Raw genomic sequence first — 19,899 nt, 5'->3', positions numbered from 1 at the left:
GCCGGGTCTTGCCAGTTGATGCAGATCAGTGTCAACAGGGCTTGCCAGGAATACATTCCACGTCCGAAGGCAATGCCGCATCGGCAGGACGGCGCACATCCATGGAATTGTTCGTCCCCTTACGCATCGAACCGTTCGCTCGGCTCGCATTGGGCCTGCTGCTGGCGCTGGCCTGCTGGAATGTGCTGCAACCGTTTTTTCCGGCCATCCTGTTTTCGATCGCCATCGCTTTATCGACTTGGCCGGCGTACTGCTGGCTGTTGCAGCGCATGTCCGGACGACGCAGCGCGGCGAGCCTGCTGGCCTGCGTGATCATGGCGCTGGTAGTGATCGCGCCAACCGTGATGCTGGTTTTGTCCCTGGGGGATGCCGCGGCCTGGCTGTTGCAGCTCCTCGACGAATGGCGTGCCTCCGGTCCCATACAGGCGCCGGCCTGGTTGACGGGGATTCCACTACTGGGCGACCTGATTGCCGGCTGGCTTGGGCACGCGGCTTCCGCCGACGACTGGATGGCGAAGGCGTTGCAGCAACTGGCCGAGCCCGCACGCAGGATGGCATTCGTCGGCGGCCGGGCGCTGGGTCGCGGGGTGGGCCAGACCCTGCTCGCCGCGCCGCTGCTGTTTTTCTTCTACCGCGACGGCGACAGGCTGGCCCGGCGCACCGCCGACATCGCGCGGCAACTTGGCGGGCTCCGCGCCCTGGAACTGCTGGCAATCGCGCAACGCACCATCGCCGGCGTCATGTTCAGCGTGGTCGGCACCGCACTGGCCCAGGCGGTAGTGGCCACCATCGGCTTCTCTGTCGCCGGAGTGCCCAACCCGGTTCTGCTGGGAGCCCTGACCTTTGTGCTGTCGATGGCTCCGGTGGGCCCTCCGCTGATCTGGGGCGGTGCCGCGTACTGGCTCTTGCGCGAAGGCGATGCGGGCTGGGCGCTGTTCATGGCGATCTACGGCTTTTTCGGCATCAGCTCGGTCGACAACTTGATCAAGCCATTCCTGATCAGCCGCTCCAGTCACCTGCCTTTCGCCCTGACTTTCATGGGCGTGATCGGCGGCGTCCTGGCCTTCGGCGTCGCCGGCGTGTTGATCGGCCCTACCGTGCTGGCCCTGGCCATCCGCCTGGGCGAGCAGTTCAGCCCCGGCCACGGGGATGGACCGGCGTCCGGCGAGGAATTGAGCCAGGTCAATGCCGGGGCAAAGCCATAAGCTTTTAATTAGACACCGGTTATGCAGGACGGCCCAGCGGCTTTCCGCGGTCTTTCCGCCGACCTTGATCCGAGAGGCTGCCCGATGAAGCATTACAAGACGCTGCTGGCGGTGGTGCCGGCGAAGGTGGAATCGAGCCCGGCAATCCAGCGCGCCGCCGGACTGGCGCGCGCCAGTGGCGCCGCGCTGCACCTGTGTACCTTCGTCTACGATCCCGCGGTGGAACTGGCCGCGGATCGCGTCGGCTCCGCCGTCGCAGCTCACATGCGCCATGACATCATGCGCGAGCGAAAGGGCCAGCTGGAGCGCCTGGCGGCAAACTTGGCGGGCAAGGGACATCCCATCGAGTGCCACGTGGTATGGGCGCCGGACGAGGCCGAGGCGGTGCTGGCCAAGGCGCTGGACCTGGATGCCGATCTGGCGCTCAAGGACGCTCATCACGAGCCGGCCCCGCGGCGCGCCTTGTTCACGCCACTGGACTGGAAGCTGATGCGCACGCTGCCCTGTCCGCTGATGCTGGTGGGGCCGGCGGCGCACCCCGGAAGCGGGCGGGTTGCGGCGGCCATCGACGTGCTGGCCGAGCCGGCCGGGGCGGATGGCCTGAACGCGCGCGTGCTCGATGCTGCCATGCGGCTGTCCGGTTATCTGGGCGCGCAACTCGACCTGGTCGCGGTGTTCGCGCAGCATCCGGACATCCAGTTCAAAGCCTGGCCCAGCGCAAAGGCAGCGTATGCCGAGGAAGACGCCGCCCAGCTCCAAGCCTTTACCGCCTTTGCCGATCTGCACGGCGTCGCGTCGGGGCGCAGGCATCGGCTGGCGGGCACGCCGTCAGTCGAGCTGGCGCGGTTCGCTGCCCAGAATCAGATCGACGTGCTGGTGGTCGGTTCGAGCTATCGCAGCCGCTGGAACAAGTTCCTGCTCGGCAGCACCACTGAAAGCCTGTCGCAGCAACTCGGTGCGGACCTGATGCTGATCAAGCCGGCGGACTTCCTGGACGTATTGGGGAGCAAGGTCGATCTCACGGCGCTGCGCGAACGCTGTCAGGTGGAACAGCAGGTGTAATGAGGCATCGCCTTTTCTTGCATCGGCAGGATCGAGACGGAGTACAAATATGCATAACGATGAAAACACGGTGCCGGTATGGGACGCTTTTGTCCGCATCGGCCACTGGACCCTGGCCGCAGCCTTCCTGACCGCCTACTTCAGCGCGGAGGAATTCGAGGACCTGCATGTCGCCGCCGGGTACTGGGTGGGCGGCTACGTCATCGCGCGCACCCTGTGGGGCTTTATCGGCTCGCCGCATGCGCGCTTCAGAGATTTCGTATACGGACCGCGCACCGTGTTCGGCTACCTGGCGGACATGGCCAAGGGACGCCCTGCGCACTATGTCGGCCACAATCCGGCCGGCGGGGCCATGATCCTGGCCTTGCTGTTGTGCCTGGCGGCCACCGCCGTCACCGGGCTGGCGCTGCAGGCACAATCCGAAAACGAAGGTCCACTTGCGCCCTGGCTGGGACATGCCGCGGCACCGCTGGTCGCGACGCCCGCGGCTGCGCCCGCCGCCGGCATTCACGCCGGAAAGCCTGCGGAGCAGGCTGAAGCTGGAGACGGCGACAGCGCACTCGAGGAAATCCACGAGTTGTTCGCCAATCTCACCCTGGGGCTGGCGATCCTGCACGTGCTCGGCGTCATCGCCGCCAGCTTGCTGCACCGCGAGAACCTGGTGCGCGCAATGATTACCGGTCGCAAGGCCGCGGTCCCGGCCGTGCCGCGCGCAGGCCTTGCATCCCGACCCGAACGCTGAGGTGGCCGACCAGGCCAGCCTTGGCGTAACGGATCCGCTCACCGGAGCCCGGCTGCGGCGGGGGCTGACCGACCAGCAGGCGCAGGAGCGGCTGCGCACCGACGGACCCAACGAACTGCCGCGGCAGAGCCAGCGGCCGCTGTGGAAGATCGCCGCCGACATCCTGCGCGAGCCGATGTTCCAGCTTCTGCTGGCGGCGGGACTGGTCTATCTGGCTCTTGGCGACCGCGGCGAGGCGGTGCTGCTGCTGTTGTTTTGCGGCTTCTCGATGTTCATCACCGTGGCGCAACAGGCACGCACCGAGCGCACGCTGGAGGCACTGCGCGACTTGAGCAGTCCGCGCGCCCTGGTGATCCGCGATGGCCGGCAGCTGCGCGTCGCCGGACGCGAGGTGGTATGCGGCGACATCCTGGTACTGAGCGAGGGCGATCGCGTGGCGGCGGACGCCTTGGTGCTGTCGGCCCAGGACCTGGCCGCCGACGAATCGCTGCTGACCGGCGAATCGGTGCCGGTGACCAAGGCCGTGGCCGGCGCCCCGCAGGCTGCGCCGCATCCCGGTGGAGATGGACTGTCCTATGTGTTTTCCGGTTCGCTGATCGTGCGCGGGCGCGGCCTGGCCCAGGTGCAGGCCACCGGCGCGCGCAGCGAGCTCGGCCGCGTCGGCGTGCTGCTGACCCAGGTGAAGGAGGAAGCGACACCGCTGTCGCTGCAACTGGGCAAGCTGGTGCGCGTGTTCGCGGCCACCGGCATGGCGATCAGCGCATCGGTGGTACTGATCTACGGATTGGCCAAGGGCGCCTGGCTGCGGGGCCTGCTCGCCGGCATCGCGCTGGCCATGTCGCTGTTGCCGGAGGAGTTTCCGCTGGTGCTCACGGTGTTTCTGGCACTGGGCGCAAGACGCCTGGCCCAGACTCATGTCCTGTCCCGGCGGGCGTCCAGCATCGAGGCGCTGGGCGCGGCTACGGTATTGTGCTCGGACAAGACCGGAACGCTGACGCTCAATCGCATGAGCGTGGCCGAGCTGCGCCTGCCCGGAGCGGTGCATCCAGTAAAAGCCGGTGCGGCGCTGCCACCGGGCTGCACAAGCCTTGTGCGTTGCGCGGCGCGGGCCAGCGCCACCGAACCGACCGACCCGATGGAGCGGGCCATTCTGGAGCTGGCCGGTGCCGGCGCATCCGCAGGCAGAATGGTGCATGCGTACGGGCTGTCTCCCGATTTGCTGGCCATGACCCAGGTATGGAGCCAGTCCGGCGACACCGGCTACACCGTGGCGGCCAAGGGCGCTCCCGAGGCCATCATCGATTTGTGCCGGCTGGTGCCGGCCGAGCGCGTCGAGCTGCAAGCGGCGCAGGACGATATGGCTCAGCGCGGCCTGCGCGTCATCGCGGTGGCGCAGGCACGGTTCGAAGGAACGGTCTGGCCGGCGACGCAACGGGAATTCGATTTCGCCTTCCTCGGACTGGTGGGCCTGGCCGATCCGGTGCGGCCGGCAGTGCCGCAGGCGATCCAGGACTGCCGCACTGCCGGCATCCGCGTGATGATGATCACCGGCGACTATCCGGCCACCGCCCTCGCCATCGCCGGCCAGGCTGGCCTTGACGTCTCCCGCGCGGTGCTCAGCGGAGCGGACATCGACACGCTCGACGATGCCCAGCTCGGCCAGCGCATCAAGCACACCGCGGTCTGCGCCCGCGTCATGCCCAAACACAAGCTGCGCATCGTTCAGGCCCTGAAGGGCGCCGGCGAGATCGTCGCCATGACCGGTGACGGCGTCAACGATGCGCCCTCGCTGCGCGCCGCGCACATCGGCATCGCCATGGGCGGCAGGGGCACCGACGTGGCCCGCGAAGCGGCCGCCCTGGTGCTGCTCGACGACGAATTCGGCTCGGTGGTTCGTGCCATCCGGGTCGGCCGGCGCATCTACGACAACCTGCGCAAGGCCATGGCCTACATCCTGGCGGTGCATGTGCCGATCGCCGGCCTGACGCTGTTGCCGCTGCTGTTCGGCTGGCCCACCATCCTCGGCCCGGTGCATATCGCCTTCCTGGAATTCCTGATCGACCCGGTATGCTCGATCGTGTTCGAGGCCGAGCCGGAAGAAGAGGGCATCATGAAGCGCCTGCCGCGTCCGCCGCGCGAGCCCCTGTTCTCGCGCCGCCTGCTGATCTGGAGCCTGCTGCAGGGCCTGGTGACCTTGGGCCTGCTGCTGGGATTCCACGCCGCCCTGCGCGCCGCCGGCATGCCCGAACCGGATGCGCATGCCATCAGCTTCGTCTCCCTGATCCTGACCAACGTCGCCCTGATCTTCGTCAACCGCAGCTTCAGCACTTCCCTGGTCGATGCGGTGCGACGTCCCAATGTCCTGCTTTGGCGTGGTCTGCTGTTGCTGGCGACGCTGCTGCTCGCGGTGCTCTATGTGCCCTACCTGAGGCACTTGTTCGGATTCGGCACCCTGCACTGGGATGACCTGGCGCTCAGCACCTGCGCGAGCATCCTGCTGATCTGTGGACTGGAGTTCAGCAAACGCTGGCTGTCGCCACTTGTGCAAAATCGGATGGTCAAAACCGTGTCGTGAGCGTGGTTCGTTCGACGTTCTCGATCTTTGCCATCGTCATGTGCGTTAGAGCATTTTCCATTTACTAATCGACATATCCTGCGTTGGTGAGATAGTTTCTGCACTCTTCCGGAGAGAGTGCGTCGAGGAGGCTGCCAATGTGGTCCCAGAGCGCATCGACGGTGCGTTTGGCGGCTTTGCGCAGCAGGATCTTGAGCTTGGCGAAGATTTACTCGATCGGATTGAGGTCGTGGGAATAGGGCGGCAGGTAAGCCAGCCCACTCCGCGCTCGCGTCAACGCGACCTGTGTCGCCTTCTCAAAATCACATAGACAGCTAGCAGAGCGAAGTCGATCAAGGACAAAAGTAGATTTGCGCCTCTAACATGCACGTCATTCAGAACTCCGTGTTGGAATCGAACCCAGAAAATTGCGCAGCCAACAAGAACAAGACCCAGCAAAACCCACCACCTAGCACCCTGGTGGGCCGGATCCGTCGGAAGGTTGCCGTTCGTCATGATCGTCATACTCTCACAGGTCCCGACTGCAGTTCCTTGAATAGGACTGCCCGCCCGGAAAGCGGCCATTGGCGGGCATCAGCAAAGGGCCGAGCTCGGCCGAGGCATATTACGGTGATGTCGATGGAGCGAGCCCAGAGCCAGATCGCCGGTCGGCAGGACCAAGATATTTGGTGGAAAACCATTGATATTCTGTGGCGCCGGACCGAGCTCCCAGGTCAAGTGCCCGGTCAACGCGGGGTTTTATGCTGTCGTCGTAAGCATTAGGCTTCTCGAAGGTGGTCGGATAAAGGTCGCGATATTCTGCGGCCAACCGAAGCACGGACAGTTGGTGTTGCGTGAGAGGCGGCTGATCAGGACTGTTATACATGGCCAGCGTTAACACATCACCCACTATAAACCCCTCGGCTCTATGAATCGCGCGATCGATATCGCCGGCTCGGGTCATAGCAGCAATCTGGATTTCGATGGCAAGGTGATTGGCCTCAGATTCCAGAAATACGCTGCGCTCCTCCTGCACTTTGATGTGTTCACCCCAGAGGAACGAGCCGGCAGATACAGCGACGAGAGCGCCTGAATACAACAATGCACGTAGCTTCACAGGCTCCCTCATTCATGTCGGCAGAGATGATGACCCCTGCGATCCTTGCTCATTAGCTTAGCCGAAAGCCGTCATTCACCTGCGGCCGCTTCGGGCCGGCCGCTGTGTGTACGCGGCTCGCACCCTACGCTTGCTCGATCTCGTATGCGCAGCCATCGATCCGTTGTAGCAACGCCAGAGTCGCGCGCTGCAACTCAGCCAGCCGCTCTGACGCAAGTTGCCCTTCGACGATCGCCTCGACAAAAAACCTGTCTTCATTGAAGCGCACCTTCATTCCATCGACTACCGCGCTGTACTTCCCCGATCCCTCGCCCTCGCTAGGTGCCGGCCCATCACCGATCCGGTAGAGCTGATCCAGCGCCACGAAATCCGGCTCCTCGGTATGCCGCCAGTAGCTCTTGAATCCTTGGTGCGCATGCTTGCGAGTCCACAACTCCTGTCGCGTATCCCACAGCCGGTTCGGCTGCCGATCCACACGCAGCATCACCCAGTGCTGCCAGTCGCGCCGCGTCAGCCGGCGCCATTCCCCGCTGCCTGTATCCAGTGCCCAAGAGTCCACTTGCTCACGCATCGCGCATTCTGCCCCCAGCCATAGCTCGCCACCGCTGACGACGATCGTGCGCCCATCTTCTTCCAGTACAGCTTGGTGGCTATGGATCCAGCCCGGCGCATCGCCTCGCGTCGCCATCGCCTCCATCCGCATCGATCCGAGTAGCAGCCGATACACCGGCGTTGCATCAAGCGTGCGTGTCACCCCGTAACCCAGCCGGCCTATCACATAGATCGCATCGCCCACCAGCGTCGCGCTGTGAAAATCCGTCGGCGGAAAATCCTCTTCCGGATATCCGTAGATCGCGATGGCCCCCGTCGCATCGATCACCGTCACATCGTTGTAAATGTGAAAGTCCGGATCGTAGAAGTCTTCGTGCTCTCCGCCTATGTGTATCACCCGCCCATCCGGCAGCGCTGTCTCACTCTTGCCGAAACGGTCGAAGCACCACGTCGGCCCTGCCTTGCGCTCGGCAGGTCCTGAGTACAGCTTGCAGGCTTGGTATGCGCTCAAGCGCGTCCGCACGAGCCAGTGCCATAGCGGGTTATCCAACTGCGTCGGATTCGTCTCCACCTCACGCGGCGAGCGCCACGCCAGGAACTCCGCCTCGCCGATCTGCGGTGGAGGCTCGCTCTTGCGAAGGCGATCTGTCTCTTCCTCAACCGCCTCGCGCGCCCATACATCTTGGTCTTCGTCCATGGGCAGTTAGCCTACCCCAAAGTTGCCGTTCGTGACCGGCCGGTACGGGCCGACGGCGACCGGCTGTATGGCAGCAACTCCTAATTGTCTGGAGCCAGCCTACCCGCAAGCGGTCACCGACGAACGACCGCGTTTCGATCAGGGAGTGCCAATTGACGCCGTTTGGCCCCCGATGGTCATCGCTTGAATCGGCCGTTCGGAATTCCCATGGATAAACGAGGCGGGTGAAAGGCCCATCCAAAGGGCCCGATCATTAGCTGCTCGCGAGAACTCCGGCGGTCGCCTGCAACTTTTGACGCCGCCGAACCTCCAACTGAAGTCCTGTTTCGGCAATCGCGAACTCGGACCCGTGCGGCCCGGCCGAGGCCTATCCTAGAGGAATCTACTTGCTGTGCGCATTACAACTTCCTGCGTCTCCCTGCTGCTCGTGGGACTGGTCGGATGCGCACACCTACCCGACGCGGACCAAGACATTGACCGCGCGCTGCAGGGCGCGGATTCCCATGGTCGCATCGACCGGCTGCGCCATCATTACGAGGAAATCACCGGGGTACCCTTCAGCGAAGGCAACAGCGTCCATCTGCTTCGCGACGGGTCATCCACCTATGCCGCCATGAAGGCGGCCATCGCGGGTGCGACTCGCTATATCTACATGGAAAGTTATTGGTTCGACGAGTCGGTGGGCCGGGGGTTCGCAGAACTGCTGGTGAACGCCAGTCGACGAGGCGTAGCAGTCTATTTGATCTACGACGCTTGGGGTTCGGTGGACACCCCGGCGGCGATGTTCGACGGACTGCGAGCCGCCGGCATTCACGTCCTGGAGTTTAGCCCGATCGATCCGGCCGCCGTGGTCGAGGATCTGGTGGACCGGCGGGACCATCGCAAGGTCATGGTGGTGGACGGAAAAATTGCCGTCACCGGCGGGGTCAATATCAGCGGGGTCTATCTGCGCCGCCGGGTGCCGCCGGGTGCGTTGGCCGACGGCGAGCCGTGGCGGGATACAGACATCCGGATCGAAGGGCCGGCTGTAGCGGATCTGGAAGAGTGCTTCAAGCAAGTCTGGAAGGAGCAAAAGGGGCCGCCCCTTGATGATCACGCAGCCCCGGTCCCGGGCGCAAAAGGGGATTTCCTCCTGCAGGTGATCACAAATACACCGGCGGTGCACGACCACGCCATTTATCGCTCTCTGCTGGTGTCGATTACCTTGGCGCGCAAATCGGTTCACCTTACCACCGGTTTCTTCGTTCCCACGCCGGATCTGGTCAGGGCGCTGCGGCGAGCCGCCCGTCGCGGGGTCGATGTCGCCGTGCTGGTCCCGGCCAGCAGCACCTCAAATCTGGCCATCGAAGCAGGCCGTTCGCATTACGAAGACCTGCTCGAAAGCGGCGTGCACATTTACGAATTCCAGGGTCGCGTACTGCATGCCAAGACCGCCGTGATCGACGGCGACTGGAGCAGCGTGGGCTCGTCCAACCTGGATTGGCGCAGCGTGGTTTTGAACAACGAGATCAATACCGTCATTCTCAGCCGGACCTTCGGCCAGGAAATGGAGTCCCTGTTTCGGGATGATACGGCGCAGTCAAAGCCGATCCAGCTCTCCGATTGGGAGCGGCGCGGCTTCATGGAACGGTTCAGAGAACAGCGTGCGCGGCTGATCGAAGCTTTCCTTTAAGCCGGTGCGCTTTGACCAGCATGCCGAAGTTCGATCGGCGTTCATCGATGGCTTGTTCAACTTGTCGTCACGTCTCGTTGCAGTCGGATCATCCCGCCGCCGGAGAAAAGCCTTTCGCGGACGACGCATTCGGCCTGGAGCAAGCCGGGCGCGCGGCCAAACGCTTGTCGGGCGGCGGAATTGATGGCGGAAAGGTCCAGCGACAGCGCCTACGCCGCTTCGTCGGCGACGATGGCGTTCCAGCAGATATGGGTCAGGGTATCGGCCAGCTTCTCCAGCTGGGCGCCGCGCAGGCGGCGGCCATATTGCAGGGCGCAGTGGTTCACGCTCCAGGTCAGCGCGTCGGCCAGCAGGGGCGTGGCCGCCGCGTTGGCCCGGCCGGCCCGGCGCAGGCTGAGCACGGCGCGCCGGCTTTCGGCGCAGAGGGCTTCCATGGTCTCGCGCCACAGCCGCGCCACCGCCGCATCGCGCGTGGCGGTCTCCACCACGGCGTCGATGATCACGCGATGCTCGCGGTACACGCCGAGGATGCCGCGCAGCGCCCGGCGCATGTCCTCGCGCTGCGCCAGCTCGGCATGCTGGAACCATAGTCCGGCCGAGCTCACGATCTCCTGCCTGACCCGTTCCATCAGGCGCGTCACCAGCTCCCCCTTGTCGCGGAAGTGCAGGTAGAAGGTGGCGCGGGCGATGCCGGCGGCGGTGGTCAGCTGTTCGATGCTGACGCTGGAGAAACTGCCGCCCTCGGCCAGCAGCTGCTCCATCGCCCGCAGCAGCTTGTCCTCGATGCGGGGGCGGTCGGCAACTGGCTTGGCGCGGGTGCGTCGGGTCGGCATGGAGCTGCATCACTTGGCGTCGGTCGATGCCCGCCACTCTAACGGTTCGCCGCGCCAGTGGTCGATGCCGTGCCGGCGCGCCGGGGACCGCGGCGCGGCAATGCCCGGAAAATAGACGCACTGTCTATTTTAATATAGACACAGTGTCCATTTCCGTGTTACTACTCGATACGTCAGCGGCCCCGCTTTCCACTACAGGCCGCGCCGGAGGAGACTCATGAGCAGCGTCAGCCCCATTGCGGAGTTCCGTGTTCCTTCAAGTGGCGGCAAGGGCAATTCCGGCGGCCCCGCGTCGGCGATCGCGCCCATCGCCGTGCGCGACACCGTCGACGGCCCGCTGTCGACGTCCCGGTTGCGCAGGACGTTTCTGCTCTATGTGCTGCTGGCGCTGACCGGCTTCACCCTGGCGCTCGGCGCCGGGCCGGCCCTGCGGGCCGGCGGCCTGGGCCTGATGCTGCCCGGCGGCGGCTTCCTCGGCCATCTCGGCGGCGGCCTGTGGCCGTCTGTCGGCGCCGTCGCCGGCCTGCTGCTGACCCTGCTGCTGTTCGGCGCCGCGCTGTTCGCCTGGTTCGGCAGCGGCAACATCATCGCGCCGCTGGCGGTCTGGCTGGGGGCCGCCCTGCTGGCCGCCGCCACCGCCCCGGTGCCGGGCTGGTCCGGCGCGCCCTGGCTGCTGGCCGCCGCCATCGTCGCGGCGGCGGCGGTGATGCTGCGCGGCCGTGCGCGCTATCGCGCGCAGGCCATCACCGACCGCGACCGGCGCAATGCCCACCTGGCCAGGCTCGCCGCCCAGCCGGCGACGCCTGCCGCCGTGGCGCGGCCGGATGCCGGCGGCATGCCCGAAGAAGCCGCCGGATACCTGCGCCATGTACTCGATCGCGCCTTGCAGCCGCTGGAACGCTTCGACGGTTTCGACAGCATCGACCAGTTCCAGACCGCGTCCATCCGCTACCAGGTGTGCAATTTCGGCTACACCCTGGCGGCGCTGCAGTATGAGCACCTGCCGGCGTTCCGCGGCTACCTGGCGCAGGCGCAGCAGAACCTGCACCTCAAGATGCTGGACCACCGCAACTGGAAATACTGGGCGCTGGAAAACGCCTGGGGCAACCTGAGCCTGGACCCGGACCCGGTGCCGCGCGACAACATCATGTACTCGGGTTGGTTCGGCGCGATGCTGGCCGAATACATCTCCAACACGGGAGACAGCCGCTACAACGACAGTCCGCTGGTGCTGCGCCATCCGGACGGCCGCGAGTGGCGCTATACCTTCTCGCAGCTGGCCGAGGCGGTGTACCGCAACTTCAAGCGGAGCCGCTTCACCCTGTTTCCCTGCGAGCCGAACTGGATCTATCCGCTGTGCAACAACTTCGGCGGCATCGCCCTGAAGATCCATGACCGCCTCTACGGCACCCGCTGGTGGTCGGAAATCGAGGCCGACTACCGCCGGCATTTCGACAACGAGTTCACCACCCTGGACGGGCGCACGCTGGCGATCCGCTCCACCCGCACCGGCCTGACCATCGCGGCGCTGACCTCGGTGATGGCGGACTGCGTCACCGCCTACTTCCTGCACGGCATCCTGCCGGACGTGGCACGGCGCGCCTGGGAGATCGCGCGGCTCGACTTCATCCGCGTGGCCGACGGCAAGGTTGACCTGCTCACCCGCGGCTGGGATGCGATCGACACCGGCAACTACCGCAAGTCGATGATCACCACTTATGCCCAGGTCGGCGCGGCGGCTGGCGAGATGGGCGACGGCGAGGTGCTGGAATTGCTGCGGCAGCGGGTGCGCGACGAGTTCCCGCGCGGCTACGCGGATGGCGTGGTGCGGCACCAGGGCGTTTCCAACTTTGCCCACGCCAGCCTGCTCGGCCTGTTCAGCCAGGGCGCCGCCACGCGACGCAACCTGCATGCGCGCGGCGTGGCGGCGGAAACGCTGAATGGCCCCCTGCTTGCCGCGGCGCCGTATCCCGACGTGCTGGTAACCCGCGCCCGCAACGACGGCGGCGTACTGGACTGTGTGCTGCGCCCGGGCCGGCCTGCCGCCGTCGGCGGCACCTACGCGCTGGAACTGAGCCAGCTGCGTCCCGGAGCGGCCTACCGCTGCGAAGGATTGCAGCAGGCCACGGTTACCGCCGATACGCGCGGCATGGCCACGGTGCATGCGCAAGTGTCGGCGGCGCACTCCTTCCGCGTCAGTCCGGCGGCCTGAGCCGTGGCCTGCTGCGCCTTTCTCGCCTTCCTCATCGGCCAGTGCCTGGCTCTGAGCCAGTCCTGGCGCCGGCGCATCGCCGGGCTGCTGCCGTGGCGCCGCTCGCGGATGGAGCAGGTGCCGGCTGCTCCGCGCCAACCGTCATGGCGCAAGGGCCTGCTGGCCGCGCTGGCGATCGAAGTGGGAATCGTCGCCGGTGCTGGTGGCGGCGCATGGCTGGCCCGGGGTTCGTCGACGTTGACGGCGCCGCTGGCGGCGCTTTGCGGAATCGGCAAGGCGGTGGCTGCCGGGGAATCAGCCTCGCTGCGTTGACGCGAGGCTAGGTGATGCGGCGCTTGGCCCTGGGATGCGCCTCGTCGTACACCTTGGCCAGGCGCTTCCAGTCGAGCTGGGTGTAGATCTGGGTGGTGGACAGGTTGGCGTGGCCGAGCAGTTCCTGCACCGCGCGCAGGTCGCCGCTGGCTTCCAGCATGTGGGTGGCGAAGGAGTGGCGCAGCTTGTGCGGATGCAGGTGCGCCGGCAGGCCCACGGTGCGCGCCCAGGCGGCGAGGCGCAGTTCGATCGAACGTTGCGACAGGCGCCGGCCGTTGCGGCCGACGAACAGCGCGGACTCCTCAGGCGCGGCCATGGCGCCGCGCTCGCGCAGCCAGGCGTCGAGCGCTTCGCGCGCCTTGCCGCCGACCGGGGCGATGCGTTCCTTGCTGCCCTTGCCGAGTACCCGCACTTCGTCGGGAAAGCGGTCTCCGGGCGGTACGTCGAGCTTCTGCAATTCGGCCAGGCGCAGGCCGGCGGAATAGAACAGCTCGACCATCGCCTTGTCCCGGGCGCCCAGTTCCCCCTCGGCTTCCAGGTTGAGGGCGTTGTCCAGGTCCTCGGCCATGATCACCTTGGGCAGTTCGCGCTTGCCCTTGGGGCCGCGCACGCCGGCCACCGGGTTGTGCTCGGCCAGGCCCTCGCGCAGCGCATAGCGGAACAGGCCGCGCAGGCTCGACAGGTAGCGCCGCAGGCTGGAGGGCTGCTGGCCCTTGCGGTGCAGGCGCGTGATGAAGCCGCGCACGGTGTGGATGTCGACGCGCCTGGGCTCGTGGATGCCGCATTCCGCGCAATAGGCAAGGAACGCGGTACTGTCGCGGCGGGTCGCTTCGAGGGTGTGTTCGGAGGCGCGCCGGTCGACGCGCAGATGACTCATGTAGCCCGCCAGCAGCCGTTCGAGTGCGCTGGCGGGTTCGCTCATGTCAGGCGCGCGCGTACCGCGGCGGCCACCAGTTCGGCGGTGATTTCCAGGAACAGCTTGCCCTGGCGGGGCTGGAAGCGTTCGGCGTCGCGCGACCCCAGCACCAGCATGCCGAGGTTCTTTTCTTTCTCCAGCGGCACCACTGCCGCCGACAGCACCGGCTGCGCGGCCTTGGGGAACAGCAGCTTGGTGCGCTCCTCGCTGATCGGCCCGCATTCGATCAGGCGGGTGCGGATGAAATTGTCGAACACCCGGGCAATGGCGCCGCTGGGTTCGATCGGCACGATGCCGTCGATGTCGTGGCGCTTGTAGGCGCCGGCGTTGAGGCCGACGAAGACCTCGTCGATGTCGAAATCGTCGCGCATCGAGGTGCGCAGGCCGACCACGATATTGGCGAGCGAGGGTGCGCGGATCAGGGCGCGCGCCAGGCGCAGCACGCTTTCGGCGCGCGTTTCGTTGTCGCGCGCGGTGTCGATCAGGCGGTTCAGGCGCGCTTCCAGCCGCGCGTTCTTGCCGCGCAGCAGTTCCACCTGGCGCTCGATCAGCGACACCGCCGAGCCGGCGGAGTGCGCCACTTCCAGCATTTCCAGCAGTTGCGGGTGATCGGTCAGCAGCTGCGGGTGGGCCTTGAGGTAGGCCACCACCTGCGCTTCGCTGGCCATTTCGGCCGGCGCCGCGTCGTCCGCCGCCTGTTCCTTCGGTTCGCTTACTTCGGCCACACCAAGCTCCCTTCGAATACCGTTTCCGCCGGGCCGGTCATCCACACCGGCTCGCCTTCTCCCGCCCATTCCAGCTGCAGGGTGCCGCCGCGCACCTGGATGGCGGCGCTGGCGCCCAGTTTGCCCCAGATGCGCCCCACCACCATCGCCGCGCAGGCGCCGCTGCCGCAGGCCAGGGTCTCGCCCGCGCCGCGCTCGTAGACGCGCAGCCGCGCATGGCCGCCATCGACGAACTGCACGAAGCCGGCGTTGACCCGCTGCGGGAATGCCGGATGGTGCTGTAATTCCTCGCCCACCGCCGCCACCGGCGCCGCGTCGACGTCGGCCACCTCGATCACCGCGTGCGGATTGCCCATGCTCACCGCGCCGCAGGCCAAGGCGGTGCCGTCGGCCAGGGTCAGGCCGTATTCGGGCGAGCGGCCGCCGCTGTGGACGATCATCGGGATCTGCGCCGGCTCGAAGCGCGGCGGCCCCATGTTGACGCGCACCTGGCCGTCGTCGAGCAGGCGCACTTCGAGCAGGCTGGTGCTGGTCTTCACCCGCAGCGCGCGCTTGTCGCTGAGGCCGTGGTCGCGGACATAGCGCGCCAGGCAGCGCGAGCCGTTGCCGCACTGGCCCACTTCGGAGCCATCGGCGTTGAAGATGCGGTAGCCGAAATCCACGTCCGCGCTCGGCGCCGGCTCGATCAGCAGCACCTGGTCGCAGCCCACGCCGAAACGGCGGTCGGTGAGCTGGCGCAGCAGGGCCGGCGAAGGCGTCTGCAACAGCTCGTGCACCGGCGCCCGCGTGGCGTCGATGACGACGAAGTCGTTGCCGAGGCCGTGCATCTTGGCGAAGGGGAGATTCATGGGCGCAGATTATCGGCCTGATCGCCGGCCGTTGAAACAGTTTTTTGCATCGCGCGGGCCTCGTGCGGCGCGCGCCACCGCAGCATCCCTGACAAATCCGGAATCCTCACCTGCTTGATAACACGAATCTTTCTCATTATTATCCTTATCAATGACAAGGGCGGAATGCCGCATGCCGGCTTCCGACGAAGGAAAGATGGGGACGATGCTTACCGGATTCAGCACGCGGCTACGGCTTTCGGGCGCGCTCGTATTGTGTGCGGCGCTCGCCGCCTGCAGTGGTGGCGGCGGCAGTTCCGGCAGCCCCGACCAGCTGTCCGCCGCGGCCCGGTTGGGCCAGAAGATCTTCGTCGACCAGACCCTTTCCGTTTCCGGCAAGCAGTCCTGCGCCACCTGCCACGTCGCCGGGTTCGCCTTCGCCAGCGACAACAGCGCCGGCGGTCCCGACCATGGCCTGCCGGTGCCGCTGGGCGGCCCGAACATGGACCTGTCCGGCTTCCGCAACACGCCCTCGCTGATGTACGCGTCCTTCATCCCGGCGTTTTTCTTCGACGGCGACGGCAATCCCAACGGCGGCTTCTTCCGCGACGGCCGCGCCGCCACCCTGGCGGACCAGGCGATCGCCCCCTTCACCACCGCGTTCGAGATGGCCAATGCCGACGCGGCGGCGGTGATCGAGAAGCTGAAGACCCGGCCCTACCTGGCGGACTTCACCGCCATCTACGGCGCCGACGTGCTGAACGATCCGGATACCGCCCTCAAGCGCATGGGCGCGGCCCTGGCCGCCTACGAGACCGAAGATCCGGATTTCCATCCGTTCTCCAGCAAGTTCGACTACTGGCGCAACGGCCAGGCCACCCTCACCAGCCAGGAGCTGAACGGCTTCGCGCTGTTCAACAACTCCACCAAGGGCAACTGCGCGGCCTGCCATCCGACCACCTCGGCCAACGGCTCGACCCCGGCCATGTTCACCGACTTCAGTTTCGACAACCTCGGCCTGCCGCGCAACGCCAACATCCCGGCCAACGCCGACAGCGGCGCGCCCGACTACACGCCGGTCAACAGCGACGACGGCGTGCATACCTACTACGACCTCGGCGTCTGCGGCCCGCTGCGCGACGACCCGGGCCTCAACAAGTCCGGCATCTGCGGCCAGTTCAAGGTGCCGACGCTGCGCAACATCGCCGTCACCGCGCCGTACTTCCATAACGGCCAGTTCGCCACGCTGGCGGACGCCATCGGCTTCTACGTCCGCCGCGACACCAATCCGGAACAGTTCTACCCGACCGACAGCGGCGGCAACGCCACCAAGTTCGATGACCTGCCGGCGCTCTACGGCGGCCAGTTCCTGGTCAACATCAACGAGCCGTCCAGCGACGCCAACTACGCCGGCAACGTCAACACCGGCGAGATCCCCTACAACCGCCGGCTCGGCGGCCAGGCGGCGCTGACGCCGGACGAGATCAACGACGTCATCGTCTTCCTCTGCACGCTTACCGACGGCTACGACCCCGCGCATCCCGCCGCGCAGGTCCTGCCCGCGCAATGCCGGGCGGCCGTGACCGCCTCCACTCCTTAAGAAGCCCGCTCCATGAGCCCGATCATGAAAAAGCCTTTCGCCCTCAGCCTCATCGCCGCCGCCCTGCTGGCCGCCGGCGCCGCCCGCGCCGCCGACCCGGCGGCCAAGCCGGCCGGCGTCGACGCCGCCACCGCGCAGAAGCTGGAGCAGCAGATCGACCTGATGCAGCAGCAGCTCGAAGCGCTGAAGGCCGAGCTGGGCCAGCTCAGGAAGCAGAACGAGAGCCTGGCCGCGCAGCAACAGCAACAGGCGGTGCAGGTGCAGGAAGTCGCCGCGACCGCCAGCGCCAAGCCGGAGGGCGGCATCTCGCCAAACCTGAGCCTGTGGGGCTACGGCGAGATCTACTACACCCACCCGGTGCACCAGCCGGAAGACACCACCGCGGACCTCGCGCGCGCCGTGTTCGGTATCGGCTACCGCTTCGACGACCGCACCGTGTTCAACTCCGAGTTCGAGGTCGAGCACGCCGTCTCCTCGGCCGACGACCAGGGCGAGTTCGAGGTCGAGCAGTTCTACGTCGACCACCAGCTCGCCCCCTGGGTCTCGGTCAAGGGCGGCCTGTTCCTGATGCCCTTTGGCCTGCTCAACGAGCACCACGAGCCGACCAATTACTACGGCGTGCAACGCAACTTCGTCGAGACCCTGATCATCCCCAGCACCTGGCGCGAGGGCGGCTTCGCCTTCCACGGCGACACCGATATCGGCCTGACCTGGGACACCGGCCTCACCACCGGCGTCAACCTGGCCAACTGGAGCCCGAACCCGGAAGACCCGCTGTACCGCACCGCGCTGCAACTGGAGAACAGCGGCGCCGCGCCGCTCCAGGCCAGCCACCAGGAACTGCAGCTGGCCAATGCCCAGCACCTGTTCGAGTACGGCTCGCTCAACTACAAGGGCGTGCCCGGCCTGCTGGTCGGCGCCGCCATCTCCACCGGCACCTCCAAGGCTTCCGCCCAGACGCCGGACCAGCGCGTGACCCTGTGGGAGACGCATGCGCGCTGGACCCCGGGCGCGGCCGACCTGTCCGCGGTCTATGCCCGCGGTTCCATCACCGGCACCGCCCCGTACAACACCCTCAACGCCGGCGGCTCCAACCCGATGCCGTCCAAGTTCTACGGCTACTACCTGCAGGGCGCCTACTCGGTCTGGCGCCACAACGGCTACCGCCTGGCCCCGTTCGTGCGCTGGGAGCGGTACGATATGGGGGCGGGTTACGAGGGCATCGCGCCCGGATTCTCGCCGGTGCCCGGCGGCCTGGCCTCGGACGGCCGGCCCTGGCCGCAGCCGTATGATCGCGTCTGGACCTATGGCGCGAATTTCTACCTCAACCCGCACGTCGTGCTGAAAGCGGACTACCAGTCGTACCAGACCAACAGTGATTTCACCCGCTTCGATCTCGGCCTGGGGCTCAATTTCTGATCCTGAAGGGCAAATGGGCCTGAGTGAGGTTCTCACTCAGGCTTCGGTTTGGTTTGTGCTGTCACGGCGGTCCTGCGCATGAGCATTTCCAGTCGCCTGGTCTACCTGCCGGTTGCCGCACTCAGCGTCTGCGCCCCGGCACAGGCCCTGGTCTACATGAGCGTGGAGGATGCGCAGAAGCTGATGTTCGGCGAGCAGGCGCTGACGCCGCTGACGCTGGCGCTGAGCCCGGAGCAGAGCGCAGCCATCGAGAAGGATGCCGGCGCCAAGGTATTCGCCGGCTCCCTGCGCGCCTGGAAAGCCAATGACGGCTACTTCTTCGTCGATGCCGTGATCGGCAAGCACGATCTGATCACCTACGCCGTGGCGCTCGGCACCGACGGCAAGGTGCGCCAGGTCGAAGTCCTCGAATACCGCGAGGCCTATGGCGGCGATGTGCGCAACCCGCGCTGGCTGGCCCAGTTCAAGGGCAAGCAGCACGGCGACGAGCTGCGCATCGGCGAGGGCATCCAGAATGTCAGCGGCGCCACGCTGTCCTGCGAGCACGTCACCGACGGCATCCGCCGCTTGCTGGCCACCTATGCCATCGCCATCGCCCAGCACTGAAATCCGCCGCGCGCGGCCGCTGCTCGGCACGCTGGTGGAGATCCGCGCCACCGCCGCGGGGCCGCGGGCGCCGTTGCACGCGGCCATCGATGCCGCTTTCGCCGCGGTGGAACAGGTGCACCGGCTGATGAGTTTTCACGATGCGGGCAGCGAGGTCGCCGCGCTGAACCGCGAGGCCCTGCACCGGTCGCTGCGTGTCGATGCGCAGACCTGGACCGTGCTGGCCGCCGCGCGGCGCCTGTCGCAGCTCAGCGAAGGCGCTTTCGATATCTCTATCGGCGTGCACCTGCAGGACTGGGGCTATCTGCCGTCCGGCCCCGGCCCGATCCCGTCCGAAGGCAACTGGGCCGACATCGAGCTTCTGGACGATGCGCGCGTGCGCTTCCACCGTCCGCTGCGGATCGACCTCGGCGGCATCGCCAAGGGCTATGCCGTGGATTGCGCCATCGCGGTCCTGCGCGAAGCGGGGATCGATAGCGCACTGGTCAATGCCGGCGGTGACCTGCGCGTCCTGGGCCCGCCGCAACAGGTGCAGCTGCGCCATCCTCAGAATCCCGCCTTTTCCGCGCATGCGCTGTCCTTGTGCAACGAGGCGCTGGCCACTTCCGCCAACTATTACGCGCGCCGGACTTCCGCCTCGGGGGAAGTTTCGCCGCTGCTCGATCCGCGCAGCCGGCGGCCCTGGCTGGGCGCCGCCAGCGTCAGCGTGCGCGCGGCGGACTGCATGAGCGCGGATGCCCTGACCAAGGTGGTTCTCTTCGCCGCGCCGGAAACTGCGGCCCGCGTCCTGGAAGCCTGCGACGCCCGGGCCTACGTGCAGAATCCGCTCGAAGCGGCGGCCTAACAGG

General features: G+C 66.6%; 18 protein-coding genes and 1 pseudogene. 11 read left to right on the top strand and 8 right to left on the bottom strand.

All coding sequences use genetic code 11. The features are described from left to right. Window positions 1-101 precede the first annotated feature (101 nt). From BP26_RS0106645 to BP26_RS0106630, 4 genes are all read left to right on the top strand, one after another. On the top strand, window positions 102-1,205 hold the full coding sequence (locus BP26_RS0106645; protein ID WP_051748472.1) for an AI-2E family transporter: 1,104 nt from the start codon (window positions 102-104) through the stop codon (window positions 1,203-1,205). A gap of 84 nt (window positions 1,206-1,289) precedes the next feature. Beyond that, window positions 1,290-2,267 carry a universal stress protein gene (locus BP26_RS27410; protein WP_051748470.1) on the top strand — a complete coding sequence of 326 codons (978 nt, stop codon included), beginning with the start codon at window positions 1,290-1,292 and terminating at the stop codon, window positions 2,265-2,267. Window positions 2,268-2,316: 49 nt separating this feature from the next. Next, the gene (locus BP26_RS0106635) at window positions 2,317-3,009 is read left to right on the top strand and encodes a cytochrome b/b6 domain-containing protein (RefSeq protein ID WP_029919790.1); all 693 of its coding nucleotides are present in this window, start codon (window positions 2,317-2,319) and stop codon (window positions 3,007-3,009) included. A 1-nt stretch (window position 3,010) separates the two neighbouring features. Further along, entirely contained in the window at window positions 3,011-5,584 is a 2,574-nt protein-coding gene (locus BP26_RS0106630; protein WP_029919789.1) for a cation-translocating P-type ATPase, read from the top strand. A gap of 64 nt (window positions 5,585-5,648) precedes the next feature. Here the strand turns inward: BP26_RS0106630 and BP26_RS30540 are convergent. The 3 genes and pseudogenes from BP26_RS30540 to BP26_RS0106620 all read right to left on the bottom strand — a co-directional run. Further along, a pseudogene (locus BP26_RS30540) lies at window positions 5,649-5,834 on the bottom strand (IS630 family transposase); the annotation flags it as partial. 354 nt (window positions 5,835-6,188) lie between these two features. Then, entirely contained in the window at window positions 6,189-6,680 is a 492-nt protein-coding gene (locus BP26_RS29280; protein WP_157572398.1) for a hypothetical protein, read from the bottom strand. Between the two features lie 124 nt (window positions 6,681-6,804). Further along, window positions 6,805-7,929: a Kelch repeat-containing protein gene (locus tag BP26_RS0106620; protein ID WP_029919788.1), complete on the bottom strand. Its 1,125-nt coding sequence runs from the start codon at window positions 7,927-7,929 to the stop codon at window positions 6,805-6,807. 391 nt (window positions 7,930-8,320) lie between these two features. Here BP26_RS0106620 and BP26_RS0106615 point away from each other — a divergent pair, with 391 nt between their 5' ends. Then, a complete protein-coding gene (locus BP26_RS0106615; RefSeq protein WP_029919787.1) occupies window positions 8,321-9,601 on the top strand; it encodes a phospholipase D-like domain-containing protein in 1,281 nt (426 codons plus the stop codon). Window positions 9,602-9,810: 209 nt separating this feature from the next. Here the strand turns inward: BP26_RS0106615 and BP26_RS0106610 are convergent, their stop codons facing one another. Continuing rightward, on the bottom strand, window positions 9,811-10,434 hold the full coding sequence (locus tag BP26_RS0106610) for a TetR/AcrR family transcriptional regulator (RefSeq protein ID WP_051748468.1): 624 nt from the start codon (window positions 10,432-10,434) through the stop codon (window positions 9,811-9,813). Window positions 10,435-10,651: 217 nt separating this feature from the next. Between BP26_RS0106610 and BP26_RS0106605 the strand changes: the two genes are divergently transcribed. Beyond that, window positions 10,652-12,646 carry a linalool dehydratase/isomerase domain-containing protein gene (locus tag BP26_RS0106605; RefSeq protein ID WP_029919785.1) on the top strand — a complete coding sequence of 665 codons (1,995 nt, stop codon included), beginning with the start codon at window positions 10,652-10,654 and terminating at the stop codon, window positions 12,644-12,646. A 3-nt stretch (window positions 12,647-12,649) separates the two neighbouring features. Continuing rightward, window positions 12,650-12,958 (top strand): hypothetical protein, encoded by a 309-nt coding sequence (locus BP26_RS0106600; protein WP_029919784.1) that lies wholly within the window; start codon window positions 12,650-12,652, stop codon window positions 12,956-12,958. 7 nt (window positions 12,959-12,965) lie between these two features. Here BP26_RS0106600 and BP26_RS0106595 read toward each other — a convergent pair whose 3' ends face one another. Genes BP26_RS0106595 through BP26_RS29275 form a run of 4 tightly spaced genes read right to left on the bottom strand, consistent with a single transcriptional unit; the run spans window position 12,966 to window position 15,584 of the window. Then, the gene (locus BP26_RS0106595) at window positions 12,966-13,880 is read right to left on the bottom strand and encodes a tyrosine recombinase XerC (RefSeq protein ID WP_029919783.1); all 915 of its coding nucleotides are present in this window, start codon (window positions 13,878-13,880) and stop codon (window positions 12,966-12,968) included. Continuing rightward, a complete protein-coding gene (locus tag BP26_RS0106590; RefSeq protein WP_029919782.1) occupies window positions 13,877-14,599 on the bottom strand; it encodes a DUF484 family protein in 723 nt (240 codons plus the stop codon). The genes BP26_RS0106595 and BP26_RS0106590 overlap by 4 nt, the downstream gene beginning before the upstream one ends. Beyond that, window positions 14,587-15,447, bottom strand: coding sequence for a diaminopimelate epimerase (gene dapF, locus BP26_RS0106585; protein WP_029919781.1), 861 nt, complete (start codon window positions 15,445-15,447; stop codon window positions 14,587-14,589). The genes BP26_RS0106590 and dapF overlap by 13 nt, the downstream gene beginning before the upstream one ends. Further along, entirely contained in the window at window positions 15,444-15,584 is a 141-nt protein-coding gene (locus tag BP26_RS29275) for a hypothetical protein (protein WP_157572397.1), read from the bottom strand. Before BP26_RS29275 ends, dapF begins: the two co-directional genes overlap by 4 nt. A 35-nt stretch (window positions 15,585-15,619) precedes the next feature. Between BP26_RS29275 and BP26_RS0106580 the strand changes: the two genes are divergently transcribed. The 4 genes from BP26_RS0106580 (at window position 15,620) to BP26_RS26465 (ending at window position 19,895) form a co-directional block, all read left to right on the top strand. After that, entirely contained in the window at window positions 15,620-17,026 is a 1,407-nt protein-coding gene (locus BP26_RS0106580; protein ID WP_211254848.1) for a cytochrome-c peroxidase, read from the top strand. Window positions 17,027-17,050: 24 nt separating this feature from the next. Then, a complete protein-coding gene (locus tag BP26_RS0106575; protein WP_029919779.1) occupies window positions 17,051-18,445 on the top strand; it encodes a porin in 1,395 nt (464 codons plus the stop codon). Between the two features lie 78 nt (window positions 18,446-18,523). Further along, window positions 18,524-19,051 carry an FMN-binding protein gene (locus tag BP26_RS0106570; RefSeq protein WP_029919778.1) on the top strand — a complete coding sequence of 176 codons (528 nt, stop codon included), beginning with the start codon at window positions 18,524-18,526 and terminating at the stop codon, window positions 19,049-19,051. Continuing rightward, entirely contained in the window at window positions 19,026-19,895 is an 870-nt protein-coding gene (locus BP26_RS26465) for an FAD:protein FMN transferase (protein ID WP_051748466.1), read from the top strand. Before BP26_RS0106570 ends, BP26_RS26465 begins: the two co-directional genes overlap by 26 nt. Window positions 19,896-19,899: the final 4 nt, after the last annotated feature.

Origin of the sequence: Nevskia soli DSM 19509 (genome assembly GCF_000711955.1) — a bacterium.
GTDB classification, from domain to species: Bacteria; Pseudomonadota; Gammaproteobacteria; order Nevskiales; family Nevskiaceae; genus Nevskia; species Nevskia soli.
Note: the sequence above shows the minus strand (reverse complement) of the source record. Positions and strands in the feature narration are given on the sequence as shown.

What these genes read in the sequence shown, in the direction of transcription:
- BP26_RS0106575 (WP_029919779.1), top strand. Translation starts at nt 17,051, where the DNA reads ATGAAAAAGCCTTTCGCCCTCAGCCTCATCGCCGCCGCCCTGCTGGCC.
- BP26_RS0106620 (WP_029919788.1), bottom strand. Translation starts at nt 7,929, where the DNA reads ATGGACGAAGACCAAGATGTATGGGCGCGCGAGGCGGTTGAGGAAGAG.
- BP26_RS0106610 (WP_051748468.1), bottom strand. Translation starts at nt 10,434, where the DNA reads ATGCCGACCCGACGCACCCGCGCCAAGCCAGTTGCCGACCGCCCCCGC.
- dapF (WP_029919781.1), bottom strand. Translation starts at nt 15,447, where the DNA reads ATGAATCTCCCCTTCGCCAAGATGCACGGCCTCGGCAACGACTTCGTC.
- BP26_RS0106645 (WP_051748472.1), top strand. Translation starts at nt 102, where the DNA reads ATGGAATTGTTCGTCCCCTTACGCATCGAACCGTTCGCTCGGCTCGCA.
- BP26_RS27410 (WP_051748470.1), top strand. Translation starts at nt 1,290, where the DNA reads ATGAAGCATTACAAGACGCTGCTGGCGGTGGTGCCGGCGAAGGTGGAA.
- BP26_RS0106595 (WP_029919783.1), bottom strand. Translation starts at nt 13,880, where the DNA reads ATGAGCGAACCCGCCAGCGCACTCGAACGGCTGCTGGCGGGCTACATG.
- BP26_RS26465 (WP_051748466.1), top strand. Translation starts at nt 19,026, where the DNA reads ATGCCATCGCCATCGCCCAGCACTGAAATCCGCCGCGCGCGGCCGCTG.
- BP26_RS0106580 (WP_211254848.1), top strand. Translation starts at nt 15,620, where the DNA reads ATGCCGGCTTCCGACGAAGGAAAGATGGGGACGATGCTTACCGGATTC.
- BP26_RS0106605 (WP_029919785.1), top strand. Translation starts at nt 10,652, where the DNA reads ATGAGCAGCGTCAGCCCCATTGCGGAGTTCCGTGTTCCTTCAAGTGGC.
- BP26_RS0106635 (WP_029919790.1), top strand. Translation starts at nt 2,317, where the DNA reads ATGCATAACGATGAAAACACGGTGCCGGTATGGGACGCTTTTGTCCGC.
- BP26_RS0106570 (WP_029919778.1), top strand. Translation starts at nt 18,524, where the DNA reads ATGAGCATTTCCAGTCGCCTGGTCTACCTGCCGGTTGCCGCACTCAGC.
- BP26_RS29275 (WP_157572397.1), bottom strand. Translation starts at nt 15,584, where the DNA reads ATGAGAAAGATTCGTGTTATCAAGCAGGTGAGGATTCCGGATTTGTCA.